The organism is Streptacidiphilus sp. MAP12-33 (assembly GCF_041261265.1).
GTDB lineage: Bacteria > Actinomycetota > Actinomycetes > Streptomycetales > Streptomycetaceae > Streptacidiphilus.
On record NZ_JBGCCA010000028.1, the window covers coordinates 24,015 to 49,066 of the forward strand.

At 70.9% G+C, this 25,052-nt stretch carries 19 protein-coding genes and 2 pseudogenes; 14 read left to right on the top strand and 7 right to left on the bottom strand.

Features of this window, described 5'->3' with window-relative positions:
• Positions 1 to 66 precede the first annotated feature (66 nt).
• Genes ABH931_RS25695 through ABH931_RS25710 form a run of 4 tightly spaced genes read left to right on the top strand, consistent with a single transcriptional unit; the run spans position 67 to position 3,766 of the window.
• Positions 67 to 1,044, top strand: coding sequence for a metal ABC transporter solute-binding protein, Zn/Mn family (locus tag ABH931_RS25695; RefSeq protein WP_370117686.1), 978 nt, complete (start codon positions 67 to 69; stop codon positions 1,042 to 1,044).
• An 8-nt stretch (positions 1,045 to 1,052) separates the two neighbouring features.
• The gene (locus ABH931_RS25700) at positions 1,053 to 1,970 is read left to right on the top strand and encodes a metal ABC transporter ATP-binding protein (protein ID WP_370117689.1); all 918 of its coding nucleotides are present in this window, start codon (positions 1,053 to 1,055) and stop codon (positions 1,968 to 1,970) included.
• Between the two features lie 6 nt (positions 1,971 to 1,976).
• Positions 1,977 to 2,891 carry a metal ABC transporter permease gene (locus tag ABH931_RS25705; protein WP_370117690.1) on the top strand — a complete coding sequence of 305 codons (915 nt, stop codon included), beginning with the start codon at positions 1,977 to 1,979 and terminating at the stop codon, positions 2,889 to 2,891.
• Positions 2,888 to 3,766: a metal ABC transporter permease gene (locus tag ABH931_RS25710; protein ID WP_370117693.1), complete on the top strand. Its 879-nt coding sequence runs from the start codon at positions 2,888 to 2,890 to the stop codon at positions 3,764 to 3,766. Before ABH931_RS25705 ends, ABH931_RS25710 begins: the two co-directional genes overlap by 4 nt.
• A gap of 44 nt (positions 3,767 to 3,810) precedes the next feature.
• On the opposite strand, the gene ABH931_RS25715 is transcribed toward ABH931_RS25710, so the two are convergent.
• The 3 genes and pseudogenes from ABH931_RS25715 to ABH931_RS25725 all read right to left on the bottom strand — a co-directional run bounded on the left by ABH931_RS25715 (position 3,811) and on the right by ABH931_RS25725 (position 6,822).
• Entirely contained in the window at positions 3,811 to 4,530 is a 720-nt protein-coding gene (locus tag ABH931_RS25715; RefSeq protein WP_370117696.1) for a G1 family glutamic endopeptidase, read from the bottom strand.
• Positions 4,531 to 4,852: 322 nt separating this feature from the next.
• Positions 4,853 to 5,095, bottom strand: a pseudogene (gene ilvN / locus ABH931_RS25720) (acetolactate synthase small subunit); the annotation flags it as partial.
• On the bottom strand, positions 5,092 to 6,822 hold the full coding sequence (locus ABH931_RS25725) for an acetolactate synthase large subunit (RefSeq protein WP_370117699.1): 1,731 nt from the start codon (positions 6,820 to 6,822) through the stop codon (positions 5,092 to 5,094). The pseudogene ilvN and the gene ABH931_RS25725, both read right to left, overlap by 4 nt.
• A gap of 533 nt (positions 6,823 to 7,355) precedes the next feature.
• Between ABH931_RS25725 and ABH931_RS25730 the strand changes: the two genes are divergently transcribed.
• The gene (locus tag ABH931_RS25730) at positions 7,356 to 8,267 is read left to right on the top strand and encodes a transaldolase family protein (RefSeq protein WP_370117702.1); all 912 of its coding nucleotides are present in this window, start codon (positions 7,356 to 7,358) and stop codon (positions 8,265 to 8,267) included.
• Here the strand turns inward: ABH931_RS25730 and pabB are convergent.
• Positions 8,251 to 10,326, bottom strand: coding sequence for an aminodeoxychorismate synthase component I (pabB, locus tag ABH931_RS25735; protein ID WP_370117705.1), 2,076 nt, complete (start codon positions 10,324 to 10,326; stop codon positions 8,251 to 8,253). The genes ABH931_RS25730 and pabB overlap by 17 nt on opposite strands.
• 31 nt (positions 10,327 to 10,357) lie before the next feature.
• Positions 10,358 to 11,092, bottom strand: coding sequence for a 50S ribosomal protein L11 methyltransferase (locus ABH931_RS25740; protein WP_370117708.1), 735 nt, complete (start codon positions 11,090 to 11,092; stop codon positions 10,358 to 10,360).
• Between the two features lie 243 nt (positions 11,093 to 11,335).
• Here ABH931_RS25740 and ABH931_RS25745 point away from each other — a divergent pair, with 243 nt between their 5' ends.
• Positions 11,336 to 13,312, top strand: coding sequence for a helix-turn-helix domain-containing protein (locus ABH931_RS25745; RefSeq protein ID WP_370117711.1), 1,977 nt, complete (start codon positions 11,336 to 11,338; stop codon positions 13,310 to 13,312).
• 133 nt (positions 13,313 to 13,445) lie between these two features.
• Here the strand turns inward: ABH931_RS25745 and ABH931_RS25750 are convergent, their stop codons facing one another.
• Positions 13,446 to 14,639 (bottom strand): IS701 family transposase, encoded by a 1,194-nt coding sequence (locus tag ABH931_RS25750; RefSeq protein WP_370117715.1) that lies wholly within the window; start codon positions 14,637 to 14,639, stop codon positions 13,446 to 13,448.
• A gap of 433 nt (positions 14,640 to 15,072) precedes the next feature.
• On the opposite strand from ABH931_RS25750, the gene ABH931_RS25755 reads away from it, so the two are divergent.
• The 6 genes from ABH931_RS25755 to ABH931_RS25780 all read left to right on the top strand — a co-directional run bounded on the left by ABH931_RS25755 (position 15,073) and on the right by ABH931_RS25780 (position 22,049).
• On the top strand, positions 15,073 to 15,900 hold the full coding sequence (locus ABH931_RS25755) for a sugar phosphate isomerase/epimerase family protein (protein WP_370117718.1): 828 nt from the start codon (positions 15,073 to 15,075) through the stop codon (positions 15,898 to 15,900).
• A 13-nt stretch (positions 15,901 to 15,913) separates the two neighbouring features.
• Complete coding sequence (locus tag ABH931_RS25760; RefSeq protein ID WP_370117721.1) at positions 15,914 to 16,585, top strand: hypothetical protein; 672 nt, start codon at positions 15,914 to 15,916, stop codon at positions 16,583 to 16,585.
• Positions 16,585 to 17,742: an FAD-dependent monooxygenase gene (locus ABH931_RS25765; protein ID WP_370117724.1), complete on the top strand. Its 1,158-nt coding sequence runs from the start codon at positions 16,585 to 16,587 to the stop codon at positions 17,740 to 17,742. The genes ABH931_RS25760 and ABH931_RS25765 overlap by 1 nt, the downstream gene beginning before the upstream one ends.
• An 11-nt stretch (positions 17,743 to 17,753) precedes the next feature.
• A complete protein-coding gene (locus tag ABH931_RS25770; protein WP_370117727.1) occupies positions 17,754 to 19,601 on the top strand; it encodes an FAD-dependent oxidoreductase in 1,848 nt (615 codons plus the stop codon).
• A 171-nt stretch (positions 19,602 to 19,772) separates the two neighbouring features.
• The gene (locus tag ABH931_RS25775) at positions 19,773 to 20,768 is read left to right on the top strand and encodes a methyltransferase (protein WP_370117730.1); all 996 of its coding nucleotides are present in this window, start codon (positions 19,773 to 19,775) and stop codon (positions 20,766 to 20,768) included.
• Between the two features lie 72 nt (positions 20,769 to 20,840).
• Positions 20,841 to 22,049 (top strand): MFS transporter, encoded by a 1,209-nt coding sequence (locus ABH931_RS25780; RefSeq protein ID WP_370117732.1) that lies wholly within the window; start codon positions 20,841 to 20,843, stop codon positions 22,047 to 22,049.
• A gap of 169 nt (positions 22,050 to 22,218) precedes the next feature.
• On the opposite strand, the gene ABH931_RS25785 is transcribed toward ABH931_RS25780, so the two are convergent.
• Complete coding sequence (locus ABH931_RS25785) at positions 22,219 to 23,310, bottom strand: NAD(P)-dependent oxidoreductase (RefSeq protein ID WP_370117734.1); 1,092 nt, start codon at positions 23,308 to 23,310, stop codon at positions 22,219 to 22,221.
• Positions 23,311 to 23,364: 54 nt separating this feature from the next.
• Between ABH931_RS25785 and nth the strand changes: the two genes are divergently transcribed.
• Both nth and ABH931_RS25795 read left to right on the top strand, forming a co-directional pair.
• Positions 23,365 to 24,273 carry an endonuclease III gene (nth, locus tag ABH931_RS25790; RefSeq protein ID WP_370117737.1) on the top strand — a complete coding sequence of 303 codons (909 nt, stop codon included), beginning with the start codon at positions 23,365 to 23,367 and terminating at the stop codon, positions 24,271 to 24,273.
• A pseudogene (locus ABH931_RS25795) lies at positions 24,270 to 24,941 on the top strand (CoA pyrophosphatase); the annotation flags it as partial. The gene nth and the pseudogene ABH931_RS25795, both read left to right, overlap by 4 nt.
• Between the last annotated feature and the right edge of the window lie 111 nt (positions 24,942 to 25,052).

Below are 25,052 nucleotides of genomic sequence, written 5' to 3' on the forward strand. Positions count from 1 at the left end.
AAAACCGTTTCCACTTAGCCTGGGGAAGTCATCATCGACCACGCCCGCCCTGGGGGGATCCCTGCCATGCGCCGCTCCGCCGTGACCCGACCCGTCGCCAACGGCCGGCTCTCACGTGCTGCGCTGGGCGCCGCGGCGGCCGCGCTCGTCGCGACGGTCAGCGCCTGCGCGACCACGGCTCCGCCCGGCTCGGTGGCCGTCGCCGGTGCGCCGTCCGGTGGCGGCAAGGTGATCCAGGTCGTGGCGGCGGAGAACTTCTGGGGATCCATAGCCACCCAGCTCGGCGGCGCCCACGCCCACGTGACCAGCATCATCACCAACCCGGACACCGACCCGCACTCCTACGAGCCGACGGCGGCGGACGCGCGGACGGCGACGACGGCCCAGTACGCGATCGTGAACGGCATCGGCTACGACGCCTGGGCGGACAAGCTGCTGGCGACCAACCCCGGCAGCGGTCGCAGCGAGCTGAAGGTCGGTGACCTGGTCGGCGTCCAGCCCGGCGGCAACCCGCACCGCTGGTACTCGCCCACCGACGTGCACCAGGTCATCGAGCGGATCACCGCCGACTACAAGCGGCTCGACCCGGCCGACGCGGCCTACTTCGACCGGCAGAAGCAGACTTTCGTGACGCAGGACCTGGCGCGGTACGACCAGTTGATCGCCGACATCAAGGCGGCGTACGCGGGCACCCCGATCGGCGCCTCGGAGTCCATCGTCACCCCGCTCGCCGAGGGCCTGGGCCTGAAGATGATGACGCCGGAGTCGTTCCTGGACGCGATGAGCGAGGGCACCGACCCCACCGCCGCCGACAAGGCCACGATCGACCAGCAGCTCAGGACCAGGCAGATCAAGGTCTACGTCTACAACAGCCAGAACTCCACCCCCGACGTCGTGGCGCAGGTGAAGCTGGCCCGGTCCGAGGGCATCCCCGTCGCCATCGTGACCGAGACCCTGGCTCCGGCCGGGGACACCTTCGAGCAGTGGCAGACCGCCCAACTCCAGGGCATCGAGCAGGCGCTGCACCAGGCCACCGGGAAGTGAGGACGCACGTGAACCCCGTCGCCGCCACCAGTCCGCAGGGCTCGGCCCCCTCGTCCCCCTCGGCCCCCTCGTTGTCCGCCTCTGCCGCTGCTCCCGTCGCCGCCGGTGAGGGCCCCGCGCCCGTGCTGCGGCTGCGCGGCGTGGCCGTGCGAGTCGGTGGCCGGACGCTCTGGTCCGGCGTCGACCTCGACGTCCGCGCGGGCGAGTTCACCGCCGTGCTCGGCCCGAACGGCGTCGGCAAGTCGACGCTGGTCAAGGCGCTGCTGGGGATCGTGCCCACCGCCGAGGGCGAGATACGCGTGCTCGACCGCCGCCCGGGCGAGGCCGGCAGCCGCGTCGGCTACCTGCCGCAGCGCCGCAGCTTCGACCCGGACCTGCGGATCCGTGGCGTCGACGTGGTCCGCATGGGCCTGGACGGCGACCGCTGGGGCGTGCCGCTGCCGTGGTCGCGCGGCCGCCGGGCCGAGAGCGAGCGGGTCGCCGAGGTGATCGAGCTGGTCGGCGCGTCCGCCTACGCGCACCGCCCGATCGGCCAGTGCTCGGGCGGCGAGCAGCAGCGGCTGCTGATCGCCCAGGCGCTGGTCCGCCGCCCCGAGGTGCTGCTCCTGGACGAGCCCCTGGACAGCCTAGACCTGCCCAACCAGAGCGCGGTCGCCGCGCTCATCGGCCGGATCTGCCACCAGGAGCGGGTGGCCGTGGTGATGGTCGCCCACGATGTCAACCCGATCCTGCACCACCTCGACCGGGTCGTGTACATCGCGGAGGGCGGCGCCGTCTCCGGCGCGCCGGGCGAGGTCATCGACTCCGAGACGCTGACCCGCCTCTACGGCACCCCGGTGGAGGTGCTGCGCACACGCGACGGACGCCTGGTCGTCGTCGGGCAGCCCGAGGCGCCCGCCGTCCACAGCGACCGGCACGCGGGGTGAGCTGACATGCCGTCACCGGTTTTCTCCTGGAACCCGCTCTACGACTTCCAGCTGATGTGGTCGTACCCGTTCATGGTCAACGCCTTCCGCGCGGGCGCGATCGTCGCCGTCGTCGCGGGCGCTGTCGGCTGGTTCATGGTGCTGCGGCGGCAGACCTTCGCCGGTCACACGCTGTCCGTGGTCGCCTTTCCCGGTGCCGCGTTCGCGACGCTCGCCGGATTCAGCCTGAGCCTCGGCTACTTCGGCTTCTGCGTCGCCGCGGCCCTGGCGCTGGCGGGGCTGCGGCGCGGGCGCGAGCCCGGCGGCGCGGAGGAGTCGGCGGCCACCGGCATCGTGCAGGCGTTCCTGCTGGCCTGCGGCTACCTGTTCATGGCCCTCTACAAGGGCCTGCTGGAAGGGCCGCAGTCGTTGCTCTTCGGCAGCTTCCTCGGTATCACCGGCGGCCAGGTCGCCACGCTCGCGGTGGCCGGGGCGGCGGTGCTCGTGGTGCTGGCCGTGATCGGGCGGCCGCTGCTGTTCGCGTCCGTCGACGCGCAGGTCGCCGCGGCGCGCGGCGTCCCGGTGCGGGCGCTGTCCGTCACCTTCCTCGTCATGCTCGGCGTGGCCACTGCCGAGGCCGCGCAGATCACCGGCGCGCTGCTGGTCTTCGCACTGCTGGTGCTCCCGGCGGCGACGGCCCAGGTGCTGACCGCCAGGCCGGGGTTGAGCCTGCTGCTCACCGTGGTGATCGGCTTCGGCGTCACCTGGGCCGGCCTGGTCGCCGCGTTCTACCGGCCCTACCCGCTCGGATTCTTCGTGACCTCCTTCGCCTTCGGGCTCTTCCTGCTGGCCCACGGTGGCCGTGCCACCGCGCGCGCCGTCGAGCGGCGCCGGGCCACCGCCGGGTCCGGCCCGGTGGCCATGGCCGGGGGTGCCGCGTGAACGCGTATCCCGCCTCCGCGGCGGCCGCCTCCGCGTGGTCCCAGCCGTTCTTCCACCACGCGCTGCTGGCGGGCACGTTCATCGCGCTCGCGGCCGGGCTGGTCGGCTACTTCCTGGTGCTGCGCGCCCAGGTCTTCACCGGCGACGCGCTCAGCCACGTCGCCTTCACCGGCGCGATGGCCGCCCTCGCGGGCGGGTACGACCTGCGTCTGGGTCTCTTCGCCGGCTGCGTGCTGGTCGCCCTGCTGCTCGCCGGGGTCGGGCGACGCGGCAAGGCGGACGACGTGGTCATCGGCAGCGCGTTCGCCTGGATCCTCGGCCTCGGTTCGTTCTTCCTGACCCTCTACACCACCTCCGCCAGCGGCATGGGCAACGGCGGGGCGGGCACCTCGGTCCTGTTCGGTTCCATCTTCGGCCTGGACGGCGGCCAGGCCCTGGTCGCGGTGCTGATCGCCCTCGCGGTGTCGCTGGCGGTGCTGCTGATCGGCCGCCCGCTGCTCTTCGCCACGCTCGACGAGAACGTCGCCGCCGCGCGGGGCGTCCCCGTGCGGGCGCTGGGCCTCGGTTTCCTGGTCCTGGTCGGCGTCACCGCGGGCGAGGCCACCCAGGCCGTCGGCTCGCTGCTGCTGCTCGGCCTGCTCGCCGCCCCGGCGGGCGCGGCGGTCCGTCTCACCGACCGCCCGTTCCACGGCCTCGCGTTGGCGGCGGCACTGGCCGTGGGCGAGATGTGGGCGGGCCTCGCGCTGTCGGCGTGGGTGCCGCAGTGTCCGCCCAGCTTCGCCGTCATGGCGGCGGCCACAGCGGTGTACGCGGCGACGTACCTGCGCCCGCGGCGTGCAGCGAGCGGCCGCTCGCTGGTGGTCGCCCAGGGGTGAGCGCGTCGGCGCCGGGGCGGGGCCGCCCCGGCGCCGGGTGCCGCCTACTCGTGCAGGTACTTCTCGGAGAAGCTGGTGCCGCCCGAGAGCGCGCTGGTGCTGGCCTCGTAGACGCCGTTGGAGCTGGGGTCCAGCGCCGCCGGGCCGAAGGACCCGAGGGACGAGCCGTTCACGGTGGCCGAGCTGAAGTTGAGCGTGCCGAAGTTCGGGTAGGCGCCGGTCGGCGACTCGATGATGACCTCGGCGCTGGTCCGCTGCGCGGAGAGGGACTTGGTGGTGGTGTACGTCCACCCCTTGGTGGAGTCCGTCAGCGTCAGCGTGTACCGGCGGCTGCCGGTGTAGGCCACCGACGCCTTGATGCTGTCGCCCGCCGACACCGGGTAGGAGCTGAGGCTGAGGTAGACCGGGTTGGCCGGGTACATCTCGTACCACGCCTGGTCCACGGGGCTGCCGCTGGAGCAGTCGGTGGCGACGCCGGTCTGCTCCACCGTGCTCGATCCGTAGCCGTCGATGCCGACCCACGGGGCGTACAGGTCGTTGGTGGAGTTGCACGTGGCCTTCGGCTCGGTCCACGAGGCGGAGACCGAGGTGAAGCCACTGCCGGTCGCGGCGTAGCCGCCCCAGTTGTAGCCGTTGAGGTTGAAGTGGTGCAGCGGGCGGAAGGCCAGCCCCGGCGCCGCGGCGCTGACCGGGGCGGCGAGCGCGAGGACGGACGTCGTGGCGAGGGCGGCGGCAGCGGCGGTACGTATCGAGAACCTGCGCATGCTTCTCCTAAGGGAGGACGCTCCGAGCGATCCGTGCCGCGAGTGGCCTGGGCGGCCGCAGTCGGATCGGCAACTGGGGGGATGGCACCCGTGCATGAGGGAGGGTCAGCAGAGGAGGCAAGCGGTGCACCACTGGCCGTGGTGTAGCGAATCAGAGTTGTTGGGGACAGGTCAATGGTTCGGACGAGACCGAAGAGGTGATTTACGGCGGTGGAACACGCCGGAAACGAGGCACGCGAGGCGCCCCAGGGCAGGGCGCCTCGCGTGGAGTGGTGTGGTGCGGTGTGGCTCAGCCGGCCAGCGTCTCGTACGCGGGCTCCGGCTGCGCGTGGTCGATCTCCCGGACGCTCATCACGTTGATGAGCTTGTCGAGTTGCTTGGTCACCTGCTCCAGCGCCGCGTCGTCCGCGTTGACCACGAGGGTGACCCGGGAGAAGCCGCGCTCCTTTGCCGCCACGACGGCGAGGGAGTCGATGTTGAAGCCGCGCCGGCTGAAGAGGGCGGTGATCCGGGTGAGTGCGCTGGGCTTGTCCTCGACCAGGACCGACAGCGTGTGCTTGCTCATGAGTGGTCGCTCTCCCACGTCGGAGTCATGCCTCGGGCGATCATGATGTCGTCGTTGCTGGTCCCGGAGGGGACGAAGGGCCAGACCATCGCGTCCTCGTGGACCACGAAGTCGATGACCACCGGCACGTCGTTGATCTCCATGGCCTTGGCGATCGTGGCGTCCACGTCCTCGGGCCGCGTGCACCGGAGACTGACGCAGCCGTAGGCCTCCCCGAGCTTCACGAAGTCGGGGACGCGCTGGGCCGTCTGCAGGTCGCTGTTGGAGTACCGCTGGTTGTAGAACAGCCCCTGCCACTGGCGGATCATGCCGAGGTTGCCGTTGTTGATGACCGCGACCTTGATCGGCACACCTTCGAGCGTGCAGGTGGCCAGCTCCTGGTTGGTCATCTGGAAGCAGCCGTCCCCGTCGATCGCCCACACCACCGTGTCCGGCCGCCCCATCTTGGCGCCCATCGCGGCGGGCACGGCGAATCCCATGGTGCCCAGGCCGCCGGAGGTGATGAAGGAGCCGGGCTTCTCGAAACCGATGAACTGGGAGGCCCACATCTGGTGCTGGCCGACGCCGGCCACGTAGAGGGCGTCCGGCCCGGCGATGGCGCCGAGCCGCTCCAGGACGTACTGCGGAGCCAGTGAGCCGTCCGCGAAGTCCTCGTACCCCAACGGGTAGGTCTCCTTCAGCCCGTCGAGCAGCGCGCGCCACTTGACGTAGTCACCGGGGCGGTCGACCGCCTCGACGAGGGCGCCGATGACCTCCTTGCAGTCACCCACGATCGGCACGTCCACAGCGCGGTTCTTGCCGATCTCCGCCGGGTCGATGTCCGCGTGGATGACCTTGGCCCCCGGCGCGAACGACGCCAGCTGTCCGGTGACCCGGTCGTCGAACCGCACGCCCAGGGCGATGAGCAGGTCGGACTTCTGCAGTGCGCCGACCGCCGGAACGCTGCCGTGCATGCCGGGCATCCCCATGTGGAGCGGGTGGTCGTCGGGGAAGGTGCCCCTGGCCATCAGCGTGGTGACGACCGGAATGCCGGTCAGCTCCGCCAGGCGGAGCAGCTCCGCCGAGGCGTCGGCCTTGTGCACGCCGCCGCCGACGTAGAGCACCGGGCATGCGGCCTCGGAGATCAGCCTGGCCGCCTCCTGGATCTGCCGGGTGTGCGGCCGGGTGACCGGACGGTAGCCCGGCAGCTGCGTCGTCGGTTCCCAGTGGAACGCGGTACGGGCCTGGAGCGCGTCCTTGGTGATGTCGACCAGGACCGGACCGGGGCGGCCGGTGGAGGCGATGTGGAAGGCGTCCGCGATGGCCCGCGGGATGTCGTCGGCGTCGGTCACCAGGAAGTTGTGCTTGGTGATCGGCAGGGTGATGCCGCAGATGTCGGCCTCCTGGAAGGCGTCCGTGCCGATCATGCCGCTCGACACCTGGCCGGTGATGGCCACCAGCGGGACCGAGTCCATGTACGCGTCGGCGATCGGGGTGACCAGGTTGGTGGCGCCCGGCCCTGAGGTGGCCATGCAGACGCCGACCCTGCCGGTGGCCTGGGCGTATCCCTCCGCGGCGTGTCCGGCGCCCTGCTCGTGGCGCACCAGCACGTGGCGGACCTTGGTCGAGTCGTGGAACGCGTCGTAGGCGGGCAGGATCGCGCCGCCCGGGAACCCGAACACGGTGTCGACTCCGGCGTGCTCCAAAGCCCTGACCAGAGCTTGGGCGCCTGTCATCTCTTCGGTCATCTGCTCGTTCCTGTTGGCTTGACTGGGATGCTGGGCATGCCTGCTGACCCGAATGGTGATGAGGGGGGAAGACGCCCGTTCGCACGATGGTCGACGGGCGGCGCGCAGCACGCGGCAGTTGACGGACTGTGAGTCCGGGAAGTGCCGGGAGGTGGCGCACCAAGGGCGGTGTCGGGTGATGACAACGCGCCCGGCGGCTCCGAGGGATCAGATCTCTCGTCGGAGCGGTGCACGTCCGTTCGTGACGGATCGAGCAACTCCCCGCGGCAAGCCACGAGAAGGTTCGGTTGCAGCCTATCTTCCCGCCGGGTGACGAGGCAAGGCCCGCAGGCCTCCGTCAATTCCCGCGACACGCTGGCACATTGGGGCTGCGAGGGTCGCCCCGCCCGGGCCGTGGGGCAGGGCCTGCGCGCGCACGGCGCACCGGCGTCCCACCTGACACAGTCGCCGCCGATCTGATGGAGTCGTCGGCGACCTGACGAACCGTGCGGTCCTGCTGGGTCGGCCCCGGCCGTCCGCTCTACGGTGGGGGAGTGATCAGTGCTGAAGCCGAAGACCTTCTCGGAGAGCTTGCCTCCGAGGGAGTGGCGCCCTGGCTGGCATGGTCGAGCCCGGAGCCGCCGGGCCCCGATGTCGTGCGGTGCGGCTTCGCCGGCGTCCGGATGCCTCCCGGAGCCTCGCTCAGCGCGGTGCGGGCGGCCTGCACCGCGCTGAGCGAGGCCGGTGGCTCGGTGGCCGTCGCGGCTGTCGTCTTCGACAGGGCGGCCGGCCCGGACGACTGGGTGGCTGCGGCCAGGGTGCTCGGGGGCGGGGTGGACCGGCCGAATCTGCTGGTGAGCATTCCGGCGACGAAGGCCGGCATCGGTGCGATCGCCGACTGCCTGGCCGAGGGCATCGGTGTGGACAGCACCTCGGTGGTCTCCCTCGGGCAGTACCGCGAGGTACTGGACGCCCAGCTCACCGGTCTGGAACGGGCCCTGGCCAAGCGCGCGGACCTGGGCAGCCTGGTCGCCTCGGCCTCCTGCGAGGTGGGTCCGCTGGACAGCGAGGTGAACGCCCTGCTGGACGGGATCGCCGCCGGCACGGGCCACGACCTGCGCGACACCGCGGGGCTGGCCACCGCCCGGCTCGTGTACCGGCTGCGGGAGCAGTGGCTGGCCGGGAAGCGCTGGCAGGATCTCAGGGCCGGCCGGGCTCGCGCACCTCTGCTGCTCTGGACCGGCACCACGCCGGTCCACGTGCCCGCCCTGGTCGGCGGCAACACCGGCCATGTGATGTCCGCCGAGACGGCTGAAGCGGCGGCCCGGCAGGGCGGGCTCAGGGGCGACACCCTGCTGGGCCGTCACGAGCAGGCCGCGGAGACGATCGGCAGACTGGCGGAGCTCGGTGTGCCCGTCGACGCGGCCGCCGCGGCGGTCCACGGCCGGCTCAACGGACATGAGTGAGCAACGCGGGTTCCCGCTCGGGGAACTCCGTGCCGGTCAGGGCGATGAAGGGGGCCGCCTTCACGGCGGTCTCCTCGAACTCCGCCGACGCCTCGGACAGCGCCACGATCGCACCGCCCATCCCGTACTTCACGCGGTCGGCGGTGACCACGACGGTACGGATCACGATGCTGAAGTCGGCAGCGCCGGACAACGCGAAGTATCCGATGGCCCCGGAGTAGACACCCCGGGGGCCCTCTTCCAGGCGGTCGATGATCTGCATGGTGCGCTGCTTGGGGGCTCCCGTCATGGAGCCGCCGGGGAAGGCGGCCCGCAGGCAGGGCACGGCGGTGACCTCGGGGCGCAGGCGGGCGGTGACCTTGCTGACGAGCTGGTGGACGGTGGCGTAGGTCTCGACGGTGAAGATGTCGTCGGCGCGCACGGATCCGATCCGGGCGCATCTGCCGAGGTCGTTGCGGACCAGGTCGACGATCATCAGGTTCTCCGCACGGTCCTTCCGGTCCGTGCGCAGGTCCTCCACCAGGGCGGCGTCCTCCTCGGCGGTGGCGCCGCGCGGGCGGGTGCCCTTGATGGGCTTGGACTCGGCATGACCGTCCGCGGTGATGCGCAGGAACCGCTCGGGGGAGGTGGAGAGCACGGAGACCTCGCCGAACTGCAGCAGTGCGCCGAAGGGCGCAGGGCTGGCCCGGCGCAGGTAGCGATAGCCCTGCCAGGGGTCGAGGGTGCCGACTGCCTCGGCCATGTTGGTCAGGCAGATCTCGTAGCTCTCCCCGGCCGCGATCTCCTCCTGGCACTCGGCGATCAGCCGCAGGTAGGCGTCGCGCTCGTGGCGCAAGTGCATCCGCGCGAAGGCGGCCGGCGGTTCGACCGGCGCGGCGGGCAGGGGGCGGGCCTCGTCCAGGCGTTGCCCGGTCGTGGTGAGCCAGGCCTGGGCGGACCGGGTGTCGCCGGCCTCGGCGAGCGCCAGGAGGTGCGTCGTGCCCGTCTCGTGGTCGAAGACCAGGGCCCGGTCGGCGAAGACCATGACCGCGTCGGGCTCCTCGGAGCGGTGGGCGATGTCGCCGCCGCACTCCGCCTTGATCTCGTAGCCCAGGTAGCCGGTCCAGCCGAGCGTGAAGTCGCAGGGGAGTGCGGGCACCTCCACAGCCAGCGAGGCCAGGTCCTGTTCGAGGAAGTCCAGGAAGGGCACTTGGACGACCTCCACCGCCGCGCCGGACTGGACCGTCACCGTGCCGCTGGCCACGTCGGCGGTCGCCACCCTGGCCAGCGGGCCGGACGCGTCGCCCATGATCGAGAACCGGCCCCGGCTGTCGTGCCGGCTGCTGTCCAGCCAGAACGCGTGGTCGTTGCCTCGGAAGAGCAGGTCGAAGGCCGTCTCGTCGTCGCAGCGGGTGGGTGTGCGGGCGGTGAGCACGCGCAGCGAGCGCTTCCCTGCCGGCGCCTGCGCACCGAGCCGGATCGTCTCGCGCCGGGTCCCGCCGTGCCCGTCCCGGGTCTGCCGGTAGAAGTTGGCCAGCAGGTCCGCGCCGTACTCGGTGCAGATGGACTCCGGGTGGAACTGCACACCCCAGAGCGGCCGTTCGCGGTGCCGCAGCCCCATCACGACCCCGTCCGGCGTCCAGGCGGTGACCTCCAGCTCCTGGGGCAGATCCGTGACGGCGAGCGAGTGGTACCGCACCGCCCGGAACGGCGAGGGAAGTCCCGCGAACAGGCCGTCGCCCTCGTGCAGCACGGGCGAGGTGCGACCGTGCCACGGTTCCGGGGCCCGTCCCACGGTCGCCCCGTGCAGCAGCCCGATCCCCTGGTGACCCAGGCAGATCCCGAGCAGGGGCAGCTCGGTGCGCTCGATGATCTCGCGGCAGATGCCGAAGTCGCGGCCGCGTCCGGGGGTCCCCGGGCCGGGCGAGACGACGACGTTGTCGAACTCCTCCAGCATCGCGGGGTTCCACCGCGGGTCGTCGTTGCGGATGACCGTGGGCTCCTCGCCGCAGACCTGGGCGAGCTGGTGCACGAGGTTGTAGGTGAAGGAGTCGTGGTTGTCGACGAGCAGGGTGCGCACGGGTCGTGGTCTCTCTCGGTGAGGAGGGGGGTCAGGCGGCGGTCGGCACGATCTGCAGCAGCATGTGGTCGACGAGGTCGTCGCCGTACTCGCCCTCACGGACCTGGCAGGTGCGAAGCGTGCGCAGCTCGCGGCCGCTCTCCTCGGCGAGCCGGGACAGCAGCCGCAGATCGCCCCGGCTGCTGAAGTGCAGCAGCGCCCGGCCGGTGTCCGTGGTCCGGCCCGGCGCCTGCTCCAGGTAGCGACGATGTGCCTGGTAGCCCGCGTCCACGTAGGCGCGCTCGTGGACCGACCGGTACTCGTACTCGTCGGGCCCCAGGACGTAGTTCGAGCTCCAGAAGACGGTGTCGAAGCGCTCGCCGGCGTCGAGTCCGCCGAAGAGGTCACTGTGCACGGTGCCGACCCGGTCGCCGACACCGTGCCGGGCCGCGTTGACCGAGGTGTTCTCCACCGCCCGGGGGTTGATGTCGGAGGCCACCACCGGGACGCAGCCGGTCAGCGCGGCGGTCACCGCGATGACCCCGGTGCCGCAGCCGATCTCCAGGAACGAGCCCTGGCAGGCGGGCCGGGCGGAGGGGTCGTCCAGCCCCAGGAGGTGCAGGGCCACGCCGGTCGAGGGTGAGTAGACCGGCGCGAAGACCTCGTCCAGCAAGTCCCATTCCCGGCCGCCCAGGTGAAAACTGGCGGGGCGGTCCGCCCGGGTCATCGACTGGCGGCTGCGCTCCAGGGAGCGTTCATAGCTCCGCACTTGCTGTGTGTTCGTCATCTCTCCCACCCCGAATGCCTGTTGGCCTGACACTGCGCGAACGCGTCAAGGCCAGCGTGGTCGGGCGAGGGCAGCCGGCGGAAGGTGCCCAAACGACACCGCCGAACTGTCGTGGTGGTGCTCACGTCACCGTCGGGTGACGCTGACCGCCTGTCCCGGCATATGAGCGTCCTTTGACCGACCGAGAAGCCGCGCCCTAGGTTCCACGAGAGTGAGAGGCACGGCCGGGGGAGGGGCTGCACTGTGCTGGAGCTGGGCAAGTCGCTGGACGCCTACGTGCTCACCATGCTTGAACTGCTGGCCCAGGAGGCGCCCGCGGACCAGTTCGAGGACCTGGTGCGGCAGGGCAGGAGCGCCGGTATGGCCGCCGGCGAACTGGAGCGGCTCGTCGGCGCGAAGGATCGTTCGCTGGACATCAGGCAGTTGTTCGGCCGTCGCCAGCAGCGCGAGGCCGGGCTGTCCGCGCTGGTGGACACCGCACGTGACCTGACCCTCCCCTACAGCCTGGACTCCCTGCTCACCGTGATCACCAGGCGCGCCCGGCTGCTGCTGGGCCTGGACATGTCGTGGGTGAGCCTGATCGACCTCGCCGACGGGTTGTCCCACGTGCGGACCGCGGACGGACACGCGTCGGCGATCACCATCGGGTTCGAGGTGCCGACCGGAGGCGGTGTCGGTGAACACGCGCAGGACCGCTCCGCCCCGTTCTGGACCCCCGACTACCTGCACGACAAGGGCTTCGTCCACAACGACATCATCGACCACGTGGTGCGGGCCGAAGGGCTGCGCGCCATCATGGCCGTCCCGCTGCGCCACGAGAACGTGACGCTGGGCGTGCTGTACGTCGCGGACCGCAACGTCCGCCACTTCCTGCCCGGCGAGATCTCCCTGATGGCTTCGCTGGCCGACCTCGCGGCCGTCGCCATCGAGCGGACCAGGCTGATGGAGCAGGCCAAGGCCGAGGTCGTCGAGCTGGAGTGGGGTGTCACGCAGGCCCGGAACTCCTCCGCCCTGGCCCACCGACTGCGCGGCATCCACAGCGAGCTGACCGACATGGTGCTCAGCGGCAGCGATCTGCACCTGCTGGTGCAGCGGGCCGCGGTGGAACTGGACGGAGCCCTGCTGGTCCGGGGCACCGCCGGCGAGAATCTGGCCAGGAGCGAGAGCTGGGACCAGCGTCGTGCTCGGTCGGCACCGGATCCGGTTCGCGCGGACGACCCCGGCTTCGACCGGTGCTGTCTGGACGCGCATGTCGAGGGGAAGCCGGTCCGCCATGACAGCGCGGTCGGCGGCGAGTTCTGGGCCTGCCCGGTCACCGGTGGCCGGGACAGTCTCGGCACGCTCGTGCTGCACTGCGAGCGTCCCCTGTCCGAGGCCCAGTCGCAGTTGCTGGTCCTGGTCGCCCAGGCTGTTGCCGTCAGTCTGCTGATGGAACGCAGCACGGCGGTCGCCGAGGGCCAGATCCGCGACGAGCTGCTGCACGATCTTCTCAACGCCCCGCAGATGCCGCCCGGGCAGATCGCCTCGCGCTCTCGTCGGCTCTCGATCGACCTCACCCAGCCCCATGTCATGGTGGTGGCCCGTCCCGAGGGCGGGTCGAGAGGCCGGTCCGCGGTGTGGGCCTCCTCGTACGCGCACCGGATGGCGGGGCTCAAGTACGTCGACGGGGACCACATCGTGCTGCTGCTGCCGGGCGACGATCCGGCGAGTTCGGCCAGGGCGGTGTCCCGGGAACTGTCCACCGTGCTCGGACATCCGGTGACAGGCGGGGCCGCCGGGCCGGTCACCGCGCCGGACGCGGTACCCGCCATCCACCAGGAGGCCCGGCGCTGCCTCAACGCACTGACCGCGCTCGGCGGCATGGGCGGCACCGCGTCGCTGAAGGAACTGGGCTTCCTGGGACTGCTGCTGTCGGAGAAGCAGGACGTCGGCATCTTCATCGGCTCGGCCATCGGGCCCGTCCTGGCCTACGACGACCAGCAGTCGACCGAGCTCCTGCGGACGCTGGAGGAGTACTTCAACTTCGGCAGCAGTCCCACCCGCGCCGCGGAGGCGCTCCATGTCCACCCCAACACCGTCTCCCGCCGGCTCGAACGGATCACCGAACTTCTCGGCCCCGACTGGCAGAAACCGGCGCAGGCCCTCGAAGTGCAGCTGGCGCTGCGACTGCAACGTGCCCGGCACCTGCTCGACAGCGCTGCCGGCGACATCACGCGGTAGCGCTCCGGGGAACCGGGCCCGGCCGGAGGCCGTCCGGCGCCGTTTCACGCGTTTCACGGGCTTTACGCGCTTCACGGCCTTACGCGCTTCACAGACTTCATGCGTTCCACGGGCTTCACGCGCTTCACAGGCTTCACGCGCCTCTCGCGTCGAGGGCGTCCGGGTGGCCGGCCCACTGCCCCGCCGTGCCGGGCACATGCCCTGCCTGCGCCAAGGTCGTTGCCGCGCACGCGATCGAGGCCAGCGTGATGTGCCGGTGCCAGCCCCGGAACGAACGGCCGGTGAAATCCCGCAGCCCGACCCGGCCGCCCGAGGTCGCGCAGTCGTCAGCCACCCGCCGGGCGAGCTTGGCCAGCCGCAGCAGTTCCGGCACCGGTGTCCGCTCCTGTGTCGTCAGCCAGAACTCCGAAGGCGCGTGCTGCGCGCCGTTCCACTCGCCGAGCAGCAGCCCGTGGGGCCGGCCGTCGGCGGAACCGGCGCGAAGCAAAGAGGGCCCGCCCTCCGGCAGCACCACCCGCACGGCCACCACCTGCGAGCTGCGGACCGTGCCCACTCCACCGCCGGGATCCGACCACTCCACCGGCCGGCGCAGCGCCCGCACCGAGTCGACGATCCGCTGCGCGCTCAGCCGTCCGGCGCCGAATCCCGGCAGCGTCGGGTCGGCCACGCTCAGCCCCATCGCTCCGGGCACCCGCACCAGCAGCGGCAGACCGGCGGCCCGGAAGCGCCGCACGGTCGCCCCCACATCGGCACTCCCGGCGCCCAGGACCACGGGCATCCTGGGGACACCCCACCGCAGCATGGACTCCAGCACGGCCGCCGCCGCGCACTCCTCCAGCGTCTCCTCGACCGCCTCGTCCGGGATCTCGGCCCGGCGGCGGCGTTCCTCGTCGCGCACCCAGGGGCCGGGGAGGTGCAGTCGCCAGTTGACGGGCGCACTGATCTCCGCACCGGCGAACCAGACCCCGTAGGCATGCTGGCCGACGTCCAGTTTGCCGAGCCGGGAGACGAACCTGCGGTCCACGCCCACCGAGTGCTCCCCGGTCTTGGGAATGGCCATCGGCTGCACCACCCAGGCCTGCGGGGGCATGACGTCCTGGAGATAGCCGGCCAGGGCCTCCCGCATGGACGACCAGTCCCAGGTGGAGTGGGTGATGAAGTGGTGCAGGCCCTGCTCGTCCGCGCCGCCGCCGACGCTCGCGGCGATCCGGCGCACGGACTTGCGGCCGTCGGCCGCGAGCAGCCCCCGCACGTACTGCTCGGCGCGTCTGCGCTGGTCCGCCCGGCGCAGGCACGCGGGGAACAGTGCGGCCGACAACTCCGACACGATGTCCGCCGGTTGCGGAAAGTCCGGCCATTCCCGCCCCACTTCGGTTCCAGCCCACAGAGATCTGCTCACACCACCCACGCTCCTTCGCCGGAACCGGTCCGGTCCCGCACCCTGCCCACCCTTCCCTGCTCCGGGCGGGCCCGAGGAGGTGCCTGGGGAACCCCATGACCCGCCGGAACGGTGATCCGGCCACCATCGGCGCCGGCGGCCGGACCTGACGGATTCGGCACAGGTGACGAAGTCTGCATGACCTGACGAGAGCTGCGCCGTCCGCTTGTCGCTCCCTCGGAGCGCACCGCAGAGTGCAGAGCGTGAGCAGTCTGCAGTCGATCGAACTCACGCTCCTCTTCCGCGTCCCTCCGCCGCGACGACAAAGCAGTCGTCGATCTGCACCTGTGACGCACTGTTCCGTTATCGAGAGGCAAGCGAAGTGGATTACAGTATTGCCACGGTGACTCTGGGTGGCGCCCTTCCGGAAAAGCTGGAAGCAATTGCGGGCGCCGGCTTCGCCGGTATCGAGCTGATGGAATCGGATCTGCAGGGGTCTGCGCCCTCCGCTGCCCGGGCCATGGCGGACGACCTCGGCCTGGAAATCGTGAACTACCAGCCGCTCCGGGATTTCGAAGGTGGGCCCAGGGACCAGCTGGAGCCCAAGCTCGACCGGATCGAGCGGATCTTCGACTGCATGGAGCAGTTGCGGACCAGCACACTGCTGCTCTGCAGCAACGTCAGCGACGTTTCGGACCTCGACGACGACGCCGTCGCCGGTGACCTGGCACTCCTTGGCGAACGGGCCGCGGCCAGAGGCTTTTCGATCGGCTACGAGGCACTGTCCTGGGGCCTGCGGGTCAATACGTTCCGGCAGGCCTGGAGAATGATCGAGCGTTCCGGCGCCGACAATATCGGTCTGGTGCTGGACAGCTTTCACACGCTGGCCCTGGACGACCCTTTCGAGGATCTGGCCGACGTGCCCGCCGATCGCATCGCGCTGATCCAGGTGTCGGACGCTCCGCGGATGGACCTGGATGTGAAGTCCTGGAGCCGGCACCACCGCTGCCTCCCGGGCGAGGGGGATTTCGACGTGGCCGCCTTCCTGGCGCCCGTGCTGGCCAACGGATACGAGGGCCCGATCTCGCTCGAGATATTCAACGACCACTACAAGGTGCGGCCGCCCGCGCCGCTGGCACGGCAGGGCATGACCGCGCTGCGCGACGTCACGTCGACGGCGATGGATCCGACGCCTGTTCCGGCTCCCTGAGAAGAAAGGAACCATGGTGAGCACCGATTTCGAGGTGTTCGACTTCCCCGAGATCAAGCCGGGCCCGGAGGAGCCGTTGGTGCTCGGCCCGGCGGGCGAGGTCTTCGAGTTCGTGCGGACCGGCAAGAGCAACGGCGGCAAGTACCTGTTCTCCAAGCTGATCGTGCCGCCGCACGTCGGACCGCCGCCGCACATCCACACCCGTACCGACGAGTGGTTCTACGCGCCCAACGGCGGGTTCAGCATCTTCATGGGGCCCAACGAGTTCCCCGACCTGGACGTCCCGCCGGGCCCCGGTGCCGACCGGGAGACGGTCACCATGCTGCCGATGCGCGCCAAGGAACTGCTCTACGTCCCGCGTGACTACGTGCACGGCTTCGTCAACACCACCAGCGTCAACCAGGAGATGTGGCTGGTCTGGACGCCGGACACGCCGGAGAGCTCGATCCTTCCGTACTTCATGAACGCAGGAAAGGTCGTGACCAGCAAGGAGGACCTCACGGAGCCGGATTTCCTGTCCCGCATCCGGCTCGTCTCCATGGCTCGCGACTACGGGATCAACCAGAGCGCGGACTTCTGGGACTACGTCAAGGACGTGGTGGAGGACCGGCCCGAATGGCTGCCGAGCGACCGCCGCGCGACGCTGCTGAACCTGATCCACGACGAGATCGAGGCACAGGTCTAGTGGGCGTCGACAAACGGAATCCCATCGCCGTCGTCGGCGGCGGTCTGGGCGGAGCCGCGGCCGCCGCGCTGTTGCAGCAGGCCGGCTACAACGTGGCCGTGTTCGAGCAGGCGAGCACGTTCGCGCCCGCCGGCGCCGGGATCCACCTGACGCCCAACGTGATGCGCGTCCTGGGCCACATCGGCGTCGGTGACGCACTGGTCGGCTCCGGATGCCTGCCCGAGTCGTTCACCAGCCGTGATCTGGCCTCGAACGCGGTCCGGACCTCGTTGCCGCTCGGCAGCCGGGCGCGGGAGAGCTACGGCGCTCCCTATCTCACCATCGGCCGCAGCGTCCTGCACCGGGAACTGGTCGACGCGCTGCGGCCGGGCACCGTGCGGTACGGCAAGCGTCTGGTCCGGCTCGATGACGGCGGCGGGGCGGTGCAGCTGTCCTTCGCCGACGGAAGCACCACCGAAGCCTCCTGCGTCATCGGGGCCGACGGCCTGGGCTCCCAGGTCCGCGAGGGCATGCACGGCGCCGAACGCCCGGCCTTCTCCGGCCAGATCGCGTACCGGGCGACCGTGCCCGGGCACGCCCGGATCCCGGTGGACCGGCGGTGCATCACCAAGTGGTGGGCCGACGACAGTTTCGTCATCGGCTACTCGACCGACTCCCACAGCGACGACTACTACTTCGTGGCCGGCACGGCGGCTGACGCCTGGACGCATCCGCAGTCCTTCGTCGACGGAGACAAGGACGAGATGCTGGACGCCTTCGACGGCTCCTGCGACGAAGTCCTCAGCCTGCTGGAGTCGTGCCAGTCCCTCAGTAAATGGCCGCTCTTCGAGCGCCCGCCGTTGCAGAGCTGGGGCCGGGGCCGGGTGGCGCTCCTGGGTGACGCCTGTCATCCCATGAGGCCGCACATGGCCCAAGGAGCGGCCATGGCCATCGAGGACGGCGTGCTGCTGTTGCGCTGCCTGGGCCTCGAGGACGAGGTCGAGGACGCGTTCTGGCGCTACGCCGAGAGCCGCAAGCAACGCACCGCCAGGGTCCAGGCCGTGTCCGCCGACAACACCTGGCTCAAGGACACCGAGGACCCGGCCTGGGTCTTCCGCTACGACGCGATGACCATCGAGCCGGCGCCGCGCCGGTCCGGCGCCCTGTCCGTCACATGAAAGGGTTGACGATGAGCTCGGGAGACATCCCACGTTTCGACACCGACGTCCTGGTCGTCGGAAGCGGCCCCGCGGGGTCGTCCGCAGCACTGATGCTGAGCACGTACGGCATCGACAACCTCGTGATCACCAAGCATCGCTGGCTTGCCGACAGCCCGCGTGCGCACTACAAGAACCAGCGCACCATGGAGGTCCTGCGGGACCTGGACGTGGCGGACGAGGTTCGCGCCAAGGCGTCGCCCAAGGAGGTCATGGGCAACGTCGTCTTCTGCACCAGCCTGGTGGGCGAGGAGCTGGGCCGACTGCCCTACGGCGCCAACAGAGCGGAGCGGCAGAGCGACTACTCGTCGGCCAGCCCCGCCGAACACTGCGACCTGCCGCAGCACCTGCTCGAACCCATCCTGCTGTCCAACGCCGCCCAGCGCGGCAGTCATGTGCGGTTCGACACGCAGTTCCTGCGGCTCGAGCAGGACGAGCACGGGGTCACCGCGCACGTCCTGGACAGGTTGAAGGACGAGCGGTACGAGATCCGGGCCAAGTACCTGATCGGCGCAGACGGCGGCAACAGCCTCGTGGCCGAGCAGATCGGGCTGCCGATGGAGGGCCGCATGGGGCTCGCCGGCAGCATCAGCATCATCCTGCAGGCGGATCTCTCCCACCTCGTGGCCCACCGTCCCGGCTACCTCTGGTGGGTCATGCAGCCGGGTGCCAACGTCGGCGGCATCGGCATGGGCCTGCTCCGCATGGTCAGGCCGTGGAACGAGTGGCAGATCGTGTGGGGCTACGACATGAGCGCGGGCGAGCCCGACGTCTCCGAGATCGACGCGGTCGGCATCGCCCGGCAACTCATCGGCGACGACTCGGTGGACATCACCATACGCTCGGTCTCGACGTGGACCGTGAACCAGATGTACGCCACCAGGTACTCCCAGGGACGGGTGTTCTGTATGGGCGACGCGGTGCACCGTCATCCGCCGTCCAACGGCCTCGGCTCGAACACGTCGATCCAGGACGCCTACAACCTGGCGTGGAAGATGGCGATGGTCATCAAGGGCCAGGCCTCGGACCGGCTGCTCGACACCTACGACCGCGAACGCGCGCCGATCGGCAAGCAGATCGTCGAACGTGCCAACAAGAGCATCGAGGAGTTCGGGGGTGTCTTCTCCGCACTCGGACTGGACGCGAACCTGGACGCGGCTCAGATGCGGGCCAACATGGCCGTCCTGAAGGAGGCGTCCGCGGCGGGCGCCGAGAAGCGCAAGATGCTGCGCGAGGCCATCGAGCTCAAGTCCTACGAGTTCGCGACGCAGGGCGTCGAACTCAACCAGCGCTACGAGTCCGACGCGGTCTGCCCGGACGGCACCGATCAGCCCGCCTGGCTGCGCGATCCCGAGCTCTACTACCAGGCGTCCAGCCGGCCCGGCGCGCGCCTGCCGCACGCCTGGCTCGACCGGCGCGGTACGCAGGTCTCGAGCCTGGACGTGGTGGGCAAGGGCAGGTTCACCCTGCTCACGGGGCTGAACGGGCAGATCTGGGTCGAGGCCGCCGAGCGCGTCTCGGCGGAGCTGGGGATCGAGATCGCCGCGCACGTCATCGGCCCCGGCCACGCCCTTCAGGATCTCTACGGCGACTGGGCGGACGTCACGGAGGTACCGGAGGACGGCTGTCTGCTGGTGCGGCCGGACGCGTTCGTCGCCTGGCGCAAGGCGGATTCCGCTGCCGCCGCGGACTCGCTGCGCGCGGCCCTGCGCGGGATTCTCGGGCGGGGTCCGGACGAGCAGTGCGAGCTTGACGGGCTGGTTCTCTCCGCAGACGAGCCGGCCTCGGTGGTTTCCCCGGACATGGCGATGAGCGAGTAGGAGGTGCGTATGACCATCCAGACGTCTTCCCCGGCGGAGCGCTCCGCGAACGAGGATGCCCAGACGGGGATATCGGAGACCGGGGCATCGCAGACCGGGACATCGGAGACCGGGACATCGCAGACCGGGGCATCGCAGAGCGGGGCGCCGGCCGCCGGCAGCATCCGGAGGATGCAGGAGCTGATCCGCGGCATGGCGGTCACCCAGATGATCGGCGCGGCCTGCGAGGTCGGACTGCCCGACGCGGTGGCCGGCGAGGGAACCTCGCTCGCCGCGCTGTCCGATGAGCTGAAGGTCCACGCGGACGTCCTGACCCGGCTGGCCCGGGCGCTGTCGGCCTACGGCGTGTTCGAGGTCGAGGCGGACGGCACGATTCGCCACAACGAGGCCTCGCGCCTCCTCCGGACCACGACGGGCCCCTCCCTCCACTGGGCCGCGCGCTTCTGGGCGATGCCGGGCATCTGGCGGTCCTGGGGAGCCCTCAGCCACTGCGTCGGAACCGGCGAGGAGGCGTTCTCGCACGTCAACGGGCAGGACTTCTTCTCGTACATGAACGGGAGCCCGCAGGAGGAGGCGCTCTACCAGCGCTACATGGCCAGCGGGTACCCGGGCCGCTACGCGGCGATCGCCGACGTTCTCACGGTGGCCGCGGGCGAGCGGGTGATCGACGTCGGTGGCGGCACCGGCAGCCTGGCGCGGACGATTCTCGAACGTCACCCGAACGTCCAGGCCCTGGTGTACGACCAGGCCAGCGTCATCTCGGCCTGGCCCGAGACATCCGAGACGTTCGAGACGTCCGGGGGCGATCGCCTGAGCGTGGCCGCCGGTAGCTTCTTCGACGCGGTGCCGACGGGAGGAGACCTCTACATTCTGTCGTGGATCCTTCACGACTGGCCGGACGAGAAGGCCGAGTTGATTCTTCGCAACTGCCGCGAGGCGATGGCCCCCGGAGCCCGGCTCGTCGTCGTGGACCGCGTGCTGCAGGAGGCGCCGCAGGAGTGCGACCCGCTCGATCTGGTACTGGACCTGCAGATGCAGATCCTGCACGGAGGGCGTGAGCGCACGCTGGACGACTTCACCCGGCTCCTGCGGGCGGCGGGCTTCTCCGTGCCCCAGGTGCTGTCCGCCCGCCCGGAGTTCTCGGTCGTCCAAGCCCACGCCGTGTGAACGTCGAGCCCCTACTCTGCCGAGAGAGCAATGATCACTGAGAAAGCCCCCAGCCGGACGGTGCCGCCGAGCATGTCCCGCGGACTGACCTTCCTGATCGCACTGGCCTGCGGCGCGGTCGCAGCCAACATCTACTACGCGCAGCCCCTGGTCGGTCTGATCGGCCCAGCCGTGGGTCTGAACGCGCATGCCGCCAGCCTCGTGGTGACCTTGACCCAGATCGGCTACGGCGTCGGTCTTGTCGTGCTGGTTCCGCTGGGCGACATCTTCGAGAACCGTCGTCTCATCATGGTCACCCTGGTGGCCTGCATGGCGGCGCTGCTGAGCGCGTCGGTGGCATCGAACGTCGGCGTCTTTCTCGGCACCTCGTTCGTCATCGGGCTGAGTTCGGTCGTGGTGCAGATGCTGGTGCCCTTCGCGGCGCACCTTGCCCCGGACGAAAGCCGTGGACGGGTCGTCGGCAACGTCATGAGCGGGCTGCTGATGGGCATCCTGCTCGCACGGCCCATATCCAGCACGACGGCGGACCTGCTCGGCTGGCGTGCGATCTTCGCCATCTCGGCCGGCCTGATGCTGGTGCTCGCCGTGATCCTGCGCCTGGTCCTTCCGGAGAGGAAGCCGAACGCGTCCGTCCGCTACCTGACGTTGTTGCGGTCGATGGGTCAACTGCTCGTGAGCACGCCGATCCTGCGGCGACGGGCGTTCTACCACGCCCTGCTGTTCGGTGCGTTCAGCCTGTTCTGGACCGCTGTGCCACTGATCCTGGCGAGCCCGGCGTGCGGCCTGGGCCAGGGCGGCATCGCCCTGTTCTCCCTGGCGGCGGTGCTGGGAGCCTTCGCCGCGCCGGTCGCGGGTCGTATCGCCGACCGTGGTCTGACGAAGCCCGCGACGGCGTTCGCGATCCTGACCGTCGTCGCCTGCTTCCTCCTGGTCTTCGCGAGCGGCGGGCACGTGGTCGCGAGCCTGTTCGTCGGGGCGCTGCTGCTCGACGTCGGGGTGTCGTGCAACCTGGTGCTGGGACAGCGTGCGATCTTCGCGCTGGGGGCGGAGGTCCGCAGCCGACTGAACGGCCTCTACATGGCGATCTTCTTCTGCGGAGGCGCGGTCGGGTCGGCCGTGGCCAGCGTGGTCTACGCGACGTACGGCTGGGTGGGCATCGCCTGGTGCGGGATCGCCTTCCCGTTGCTGGCGGGCCTCTATTACCTGACGGAGTGGGTGCCGCGGCGCTCCGCGGCGGCCGAGCCTTCCGCAACAGCTGAGCCTTCCGCGACGGCCGGGTGACCCCTGGGGCTGTCGCAAGCGGCTCCTGTCCCGGGCCCCCTGTCCCGGGCCCCCTGTCCCGGGGCCCGGGCCGCGGGCCGGGGCGGACGAAGCTCCGTTGTCTTCGAGGACCTCTCCAGTCCTCGGCAGCCAACGGAGCTTCGGCGTTCAAGCGTTCGGGGGAGCAGCCTCAGGACAGGGCGGCGCGCCGGCGGGAGACGTCCGCCACCGCGCTCCAGTCGCGGTCGGCGTCGCCGTGGGCGAGGGCGTCGACGAAGGCGTCGCGCAGGACGCTGCCGAAGGGCAGGGGGACGTGGGCGTCGGCGCCGGTGGTGAGCGCCAGAGTGACGTCCTTGAGGCCGAGGGCCAGACGGAAGCCGGCCGGCTCGTACCGCCGCTCGGCGACCATGGCCCCGTACCCGGTGTAGACGGGGCCGGGGAAGACGGTGTGGGTCAGGACGTCGATCAGTTCGCTCGGTTGTGCGCCGGTGGCCGCGGCCAGGGTGCAGGCCTCGGCCAGGGACTCGATGGCGCAGGCGATCAGGAAGTTTCCGGCGATCTTGATGGTGTTGGCGTGGTGCGGCTGGTCTCCCTGGCGCCAGGTGCGCTGCCCCATGGCGGCGAACAGCGGTTCCACGTGGTCGATCAGTGCGTTGTCCCCGGCGGCGAGGATGTTGAGCTTTCCGGCGGCGGCGACCTCGCTGCGGCCGAGCACCGGGGCGGCGAGGTAGCCGAGACCGTGCGCGGCGTGGAGGTCGGCGGCCCGCCGGGCGAGGGCGACGGACACGGTGGCCATGTTCACGTGCACGGTCGCGCTCGCCTTCGTGAGCAACCCCGGCTCCAGGAGCAGGGATTCCACCGCGGCGTCGTCGGACAGCATGGAGATCACGACGTCGTTGGCGAAGACGGCCTCGAGGTCGGCTGCGGCCGTGGCTCCCTGGGCCACCAGGGCCTCCACGGGTGCCGGGGAGCGGTTCCAGGCCTGGACGCTGTGGCCGGCGCGCACCAGGTTGGCAGCCATCGCGCTCCCCATGGCTCCAAGGCCGACGAACCCGACGTTCATCGCTGACATGGCTGGACATCCTTCGCGTCGGGGGCGTGAGCGTCCCTGGTCCGGGTTGCCGTCAGTGCACCATCTTCGGCCCGGTTGCTGCCACCTCGACCACTCCCCAGTGTGACCACCCGGCGCACCAGTTCGATCCGGAGCCGTCGCGTGATCGCGACTTCGCCCGGCGTGGTCGGGGCGGTCGTAAGCACTGGTGAACGCGAGCACGGCCCCCACGCTGGTGGTCCTGAAGGCGCATCGATCGTCAGCCTGGGCCCGTAGGCTCTCCGTATGGCGAAGAGTGGCGTGGCTGTGACCGCTGGTGCTGCCGGTGGGCCGGGGTTCAAGAAGGCGGCGTTCCCGACGACGCAGACCGCGAGGGTGCGGCAGGCGCGGAAGATCAACCGGGCGCTGGCGGAGGTGTATCCGTACGCGCATCCGGAGCTGGACTTCGAGTCGCCGTTCCAGCTGCTGGTGGCCACGGTGCTGTCGGCGCAGACGACGGACCTGCGGGTGAACCAGACGACGCCGGCGCTGTTCGCGGCCTACCCGACGCCGGCGGCGATGGCGGACGCGAACCCGGAGCAGTTGGAGGAGCTGATCCGGCCGACGGGCTTCTTCCGCAACAAGGCCAAGTCCCTGCTCGGCCTCTCCGCCGCGCTGCGCGACGACTTCGGCGGCGAGGTGCCGGGGCGGCTGGAGGATCTGGTCACCCTGCCCGGGGTCGGCCGCAAGACGGCCAACGTCGTGCTCGGCAACGCCTTCGGGGTCCCGGGGATCACCGTGGACACCCACTTCGGGCGGCTGGCCAAGCGCTTCGGCTGGACCGAGTCCGACGATCCGGTCAAGGTGGAGCAGGAGGTCGGCGAGCTGGTCGAGAAGCGGGAGTGGACCATGCTCTCCCACCGTGTCGTCTTCCATGGCCGCCGGATCTGCCACGCCCGTCGTCCCGCCTGCGGCGCCTGCCCGATCGCCCGGCTCTGCCCCTCCTACGGTGAGGGAGAGACCGATCCCGTGAAGGCCGAGAAGCTGCTCAAGTACGAGAAGGGCGGCCAGCCCGGCCAGCGGCTCAAGCCGCCGGCGGACTACCCCGGCGAGGCGGCGGCCAGGGCGGCCGCCCACGGCGGTCCGACGCCGGACAGCGGCGGGGCGTCCGGGGCGGAGGGGGCCATCGAGGGCACCAAGGAGGTGGGCGCGTGAGTGCGGCGTCTGCGGCCGTCGGGGTGCGGCGAGAGGGGATTCCCGGCTGGCTGGTCCCGGTGCGCGAGGTCGCCGAGTCCGTGCGGCCCGGGCAGCTCAGCCGGTTCCTGCCGCCCGCGCAGGGCGGACGGCGTTCGGCCGTGCTGGTGCTGTTCGGCGAGGCGCCCGGCGGAGAGGGCCCCGACCTGCTGCTGATCGAGCGGGCACGGCGTCTGCGCTCGCACGCCGGCCAGCCCTCCTTCCCCGGAGGCGCTCTCGACCCCGACGACGGCGACCCGGCCGGCGAGGGCCGCATCCGGGCCGCCCTGCGGGAGGCCCGGGAGGAGACCGGGCTCGACCCGGCCGGCGTGCAGGTCTTCGGGGTGCTGCCCGACCTCTACATCCCGGTCAGCGACTTCGTGGTCACGCCCGTGCTCGGCTGGTGGCACACGCCCACCCCGGTGGCCCCCGTGGACGAGGGCGAGGTGGCCGACGTCTTCCGCGTCCCGGTCGCCCGTCTCGCCGACCCGGCCAACCGCGCCCGGGTCAAACACCCCAGCGGCTTCCGCGGCCCGGCGTTCCAGATCGACGGCCACGTGGTGTGGGGCTTCACCGCGGGCGTGATCGACCGCCTGCTCCACCACGCAGGCTGGGAGCGCCCTTGGGACGAGAGCCACGAGATCGAGCTGGGCGACCCCTCGGTCTTCGCCTCGCCCGAGGAGCAGCGGCGGGCCCACGCCCTGCTGCGCGACGGGGTCCTGCCGCGGCCCGGCGTGGACGGCGGTGCGGACGACGGCGTG

Bases quoted from the DNA above. Each gene is read 5' to 3' on its own strand.
- ABH931_RS25695 (WP_370117686.1), top strand. From the start codon at position 67: ATGCGCCGCTCCGCCGTGACCCGACCCGTCGCCAACGGCCGGCTCTCA.
- ABH931_RS25705 (WP_370117690.1), top strand. From the start codon at position 1,977: ATGCCGTCACCGGTTTTCTCCTGGAACCCGCTCTACGACTTCCAGCTG.
- ABH931_RS25715 (WP_370117696.1), bottom strand. From the start codon at position 4,530: ATGCGCAGGTTCTCGATACGTACCGCCGCTGCCGCCGCCCTCGCCACG.
- ABH931_RS25725 (WP_370117699.1), bottom strand. From the start codon at position 6,822: ATGACCGAAGAGATGACAGGCGCCCAAGCTCTGGTCAGGGCTTTGGAG.
- ABH931_RS25740 (WP_370117708.1), bottom strand. From the start codon at position 11,092: ATGACGAACACACAGCAAGTGCGGAGCTATGAACGCTCCCTGGAGCGC.
- ABH931_RS25760 (WP_370117721.1), top strand. From the start codon at position 15,914: ATGGTGAGCACCGATTTCGAGGTGTTCGACTTCCCCGAGATCAAGCCG.
- ABH931_RS25770 (WP_370117727.1), top strand. From the start codon at position 17,754: ATGAGCTCGGGAGACATCCCACGTTTCGACACCGACGTCCTGGTCGTC.
- ABH931_RS25775 (WP_370117730.1), top strand. From the start codon at position 19,773: ATGCAGGAGCTGATCCGCGGCATGGCGGTCACCCAGATGATCGGCGCG.
- ABH931_RS25780 (WP_370117732.1), top strand. From the start codon at position 20,841: ATGTCCCGCGGACTGACCTTCCTGATCGCACTGGCCTGCGGCGCGGTC.
- nth (WP_370117737.1), top strand. From the start codon at position 23,365: ATGGCGAAGAGTGGCGTGGCTGTGACCGCTGGTGCTGCCGGTGGGCCG.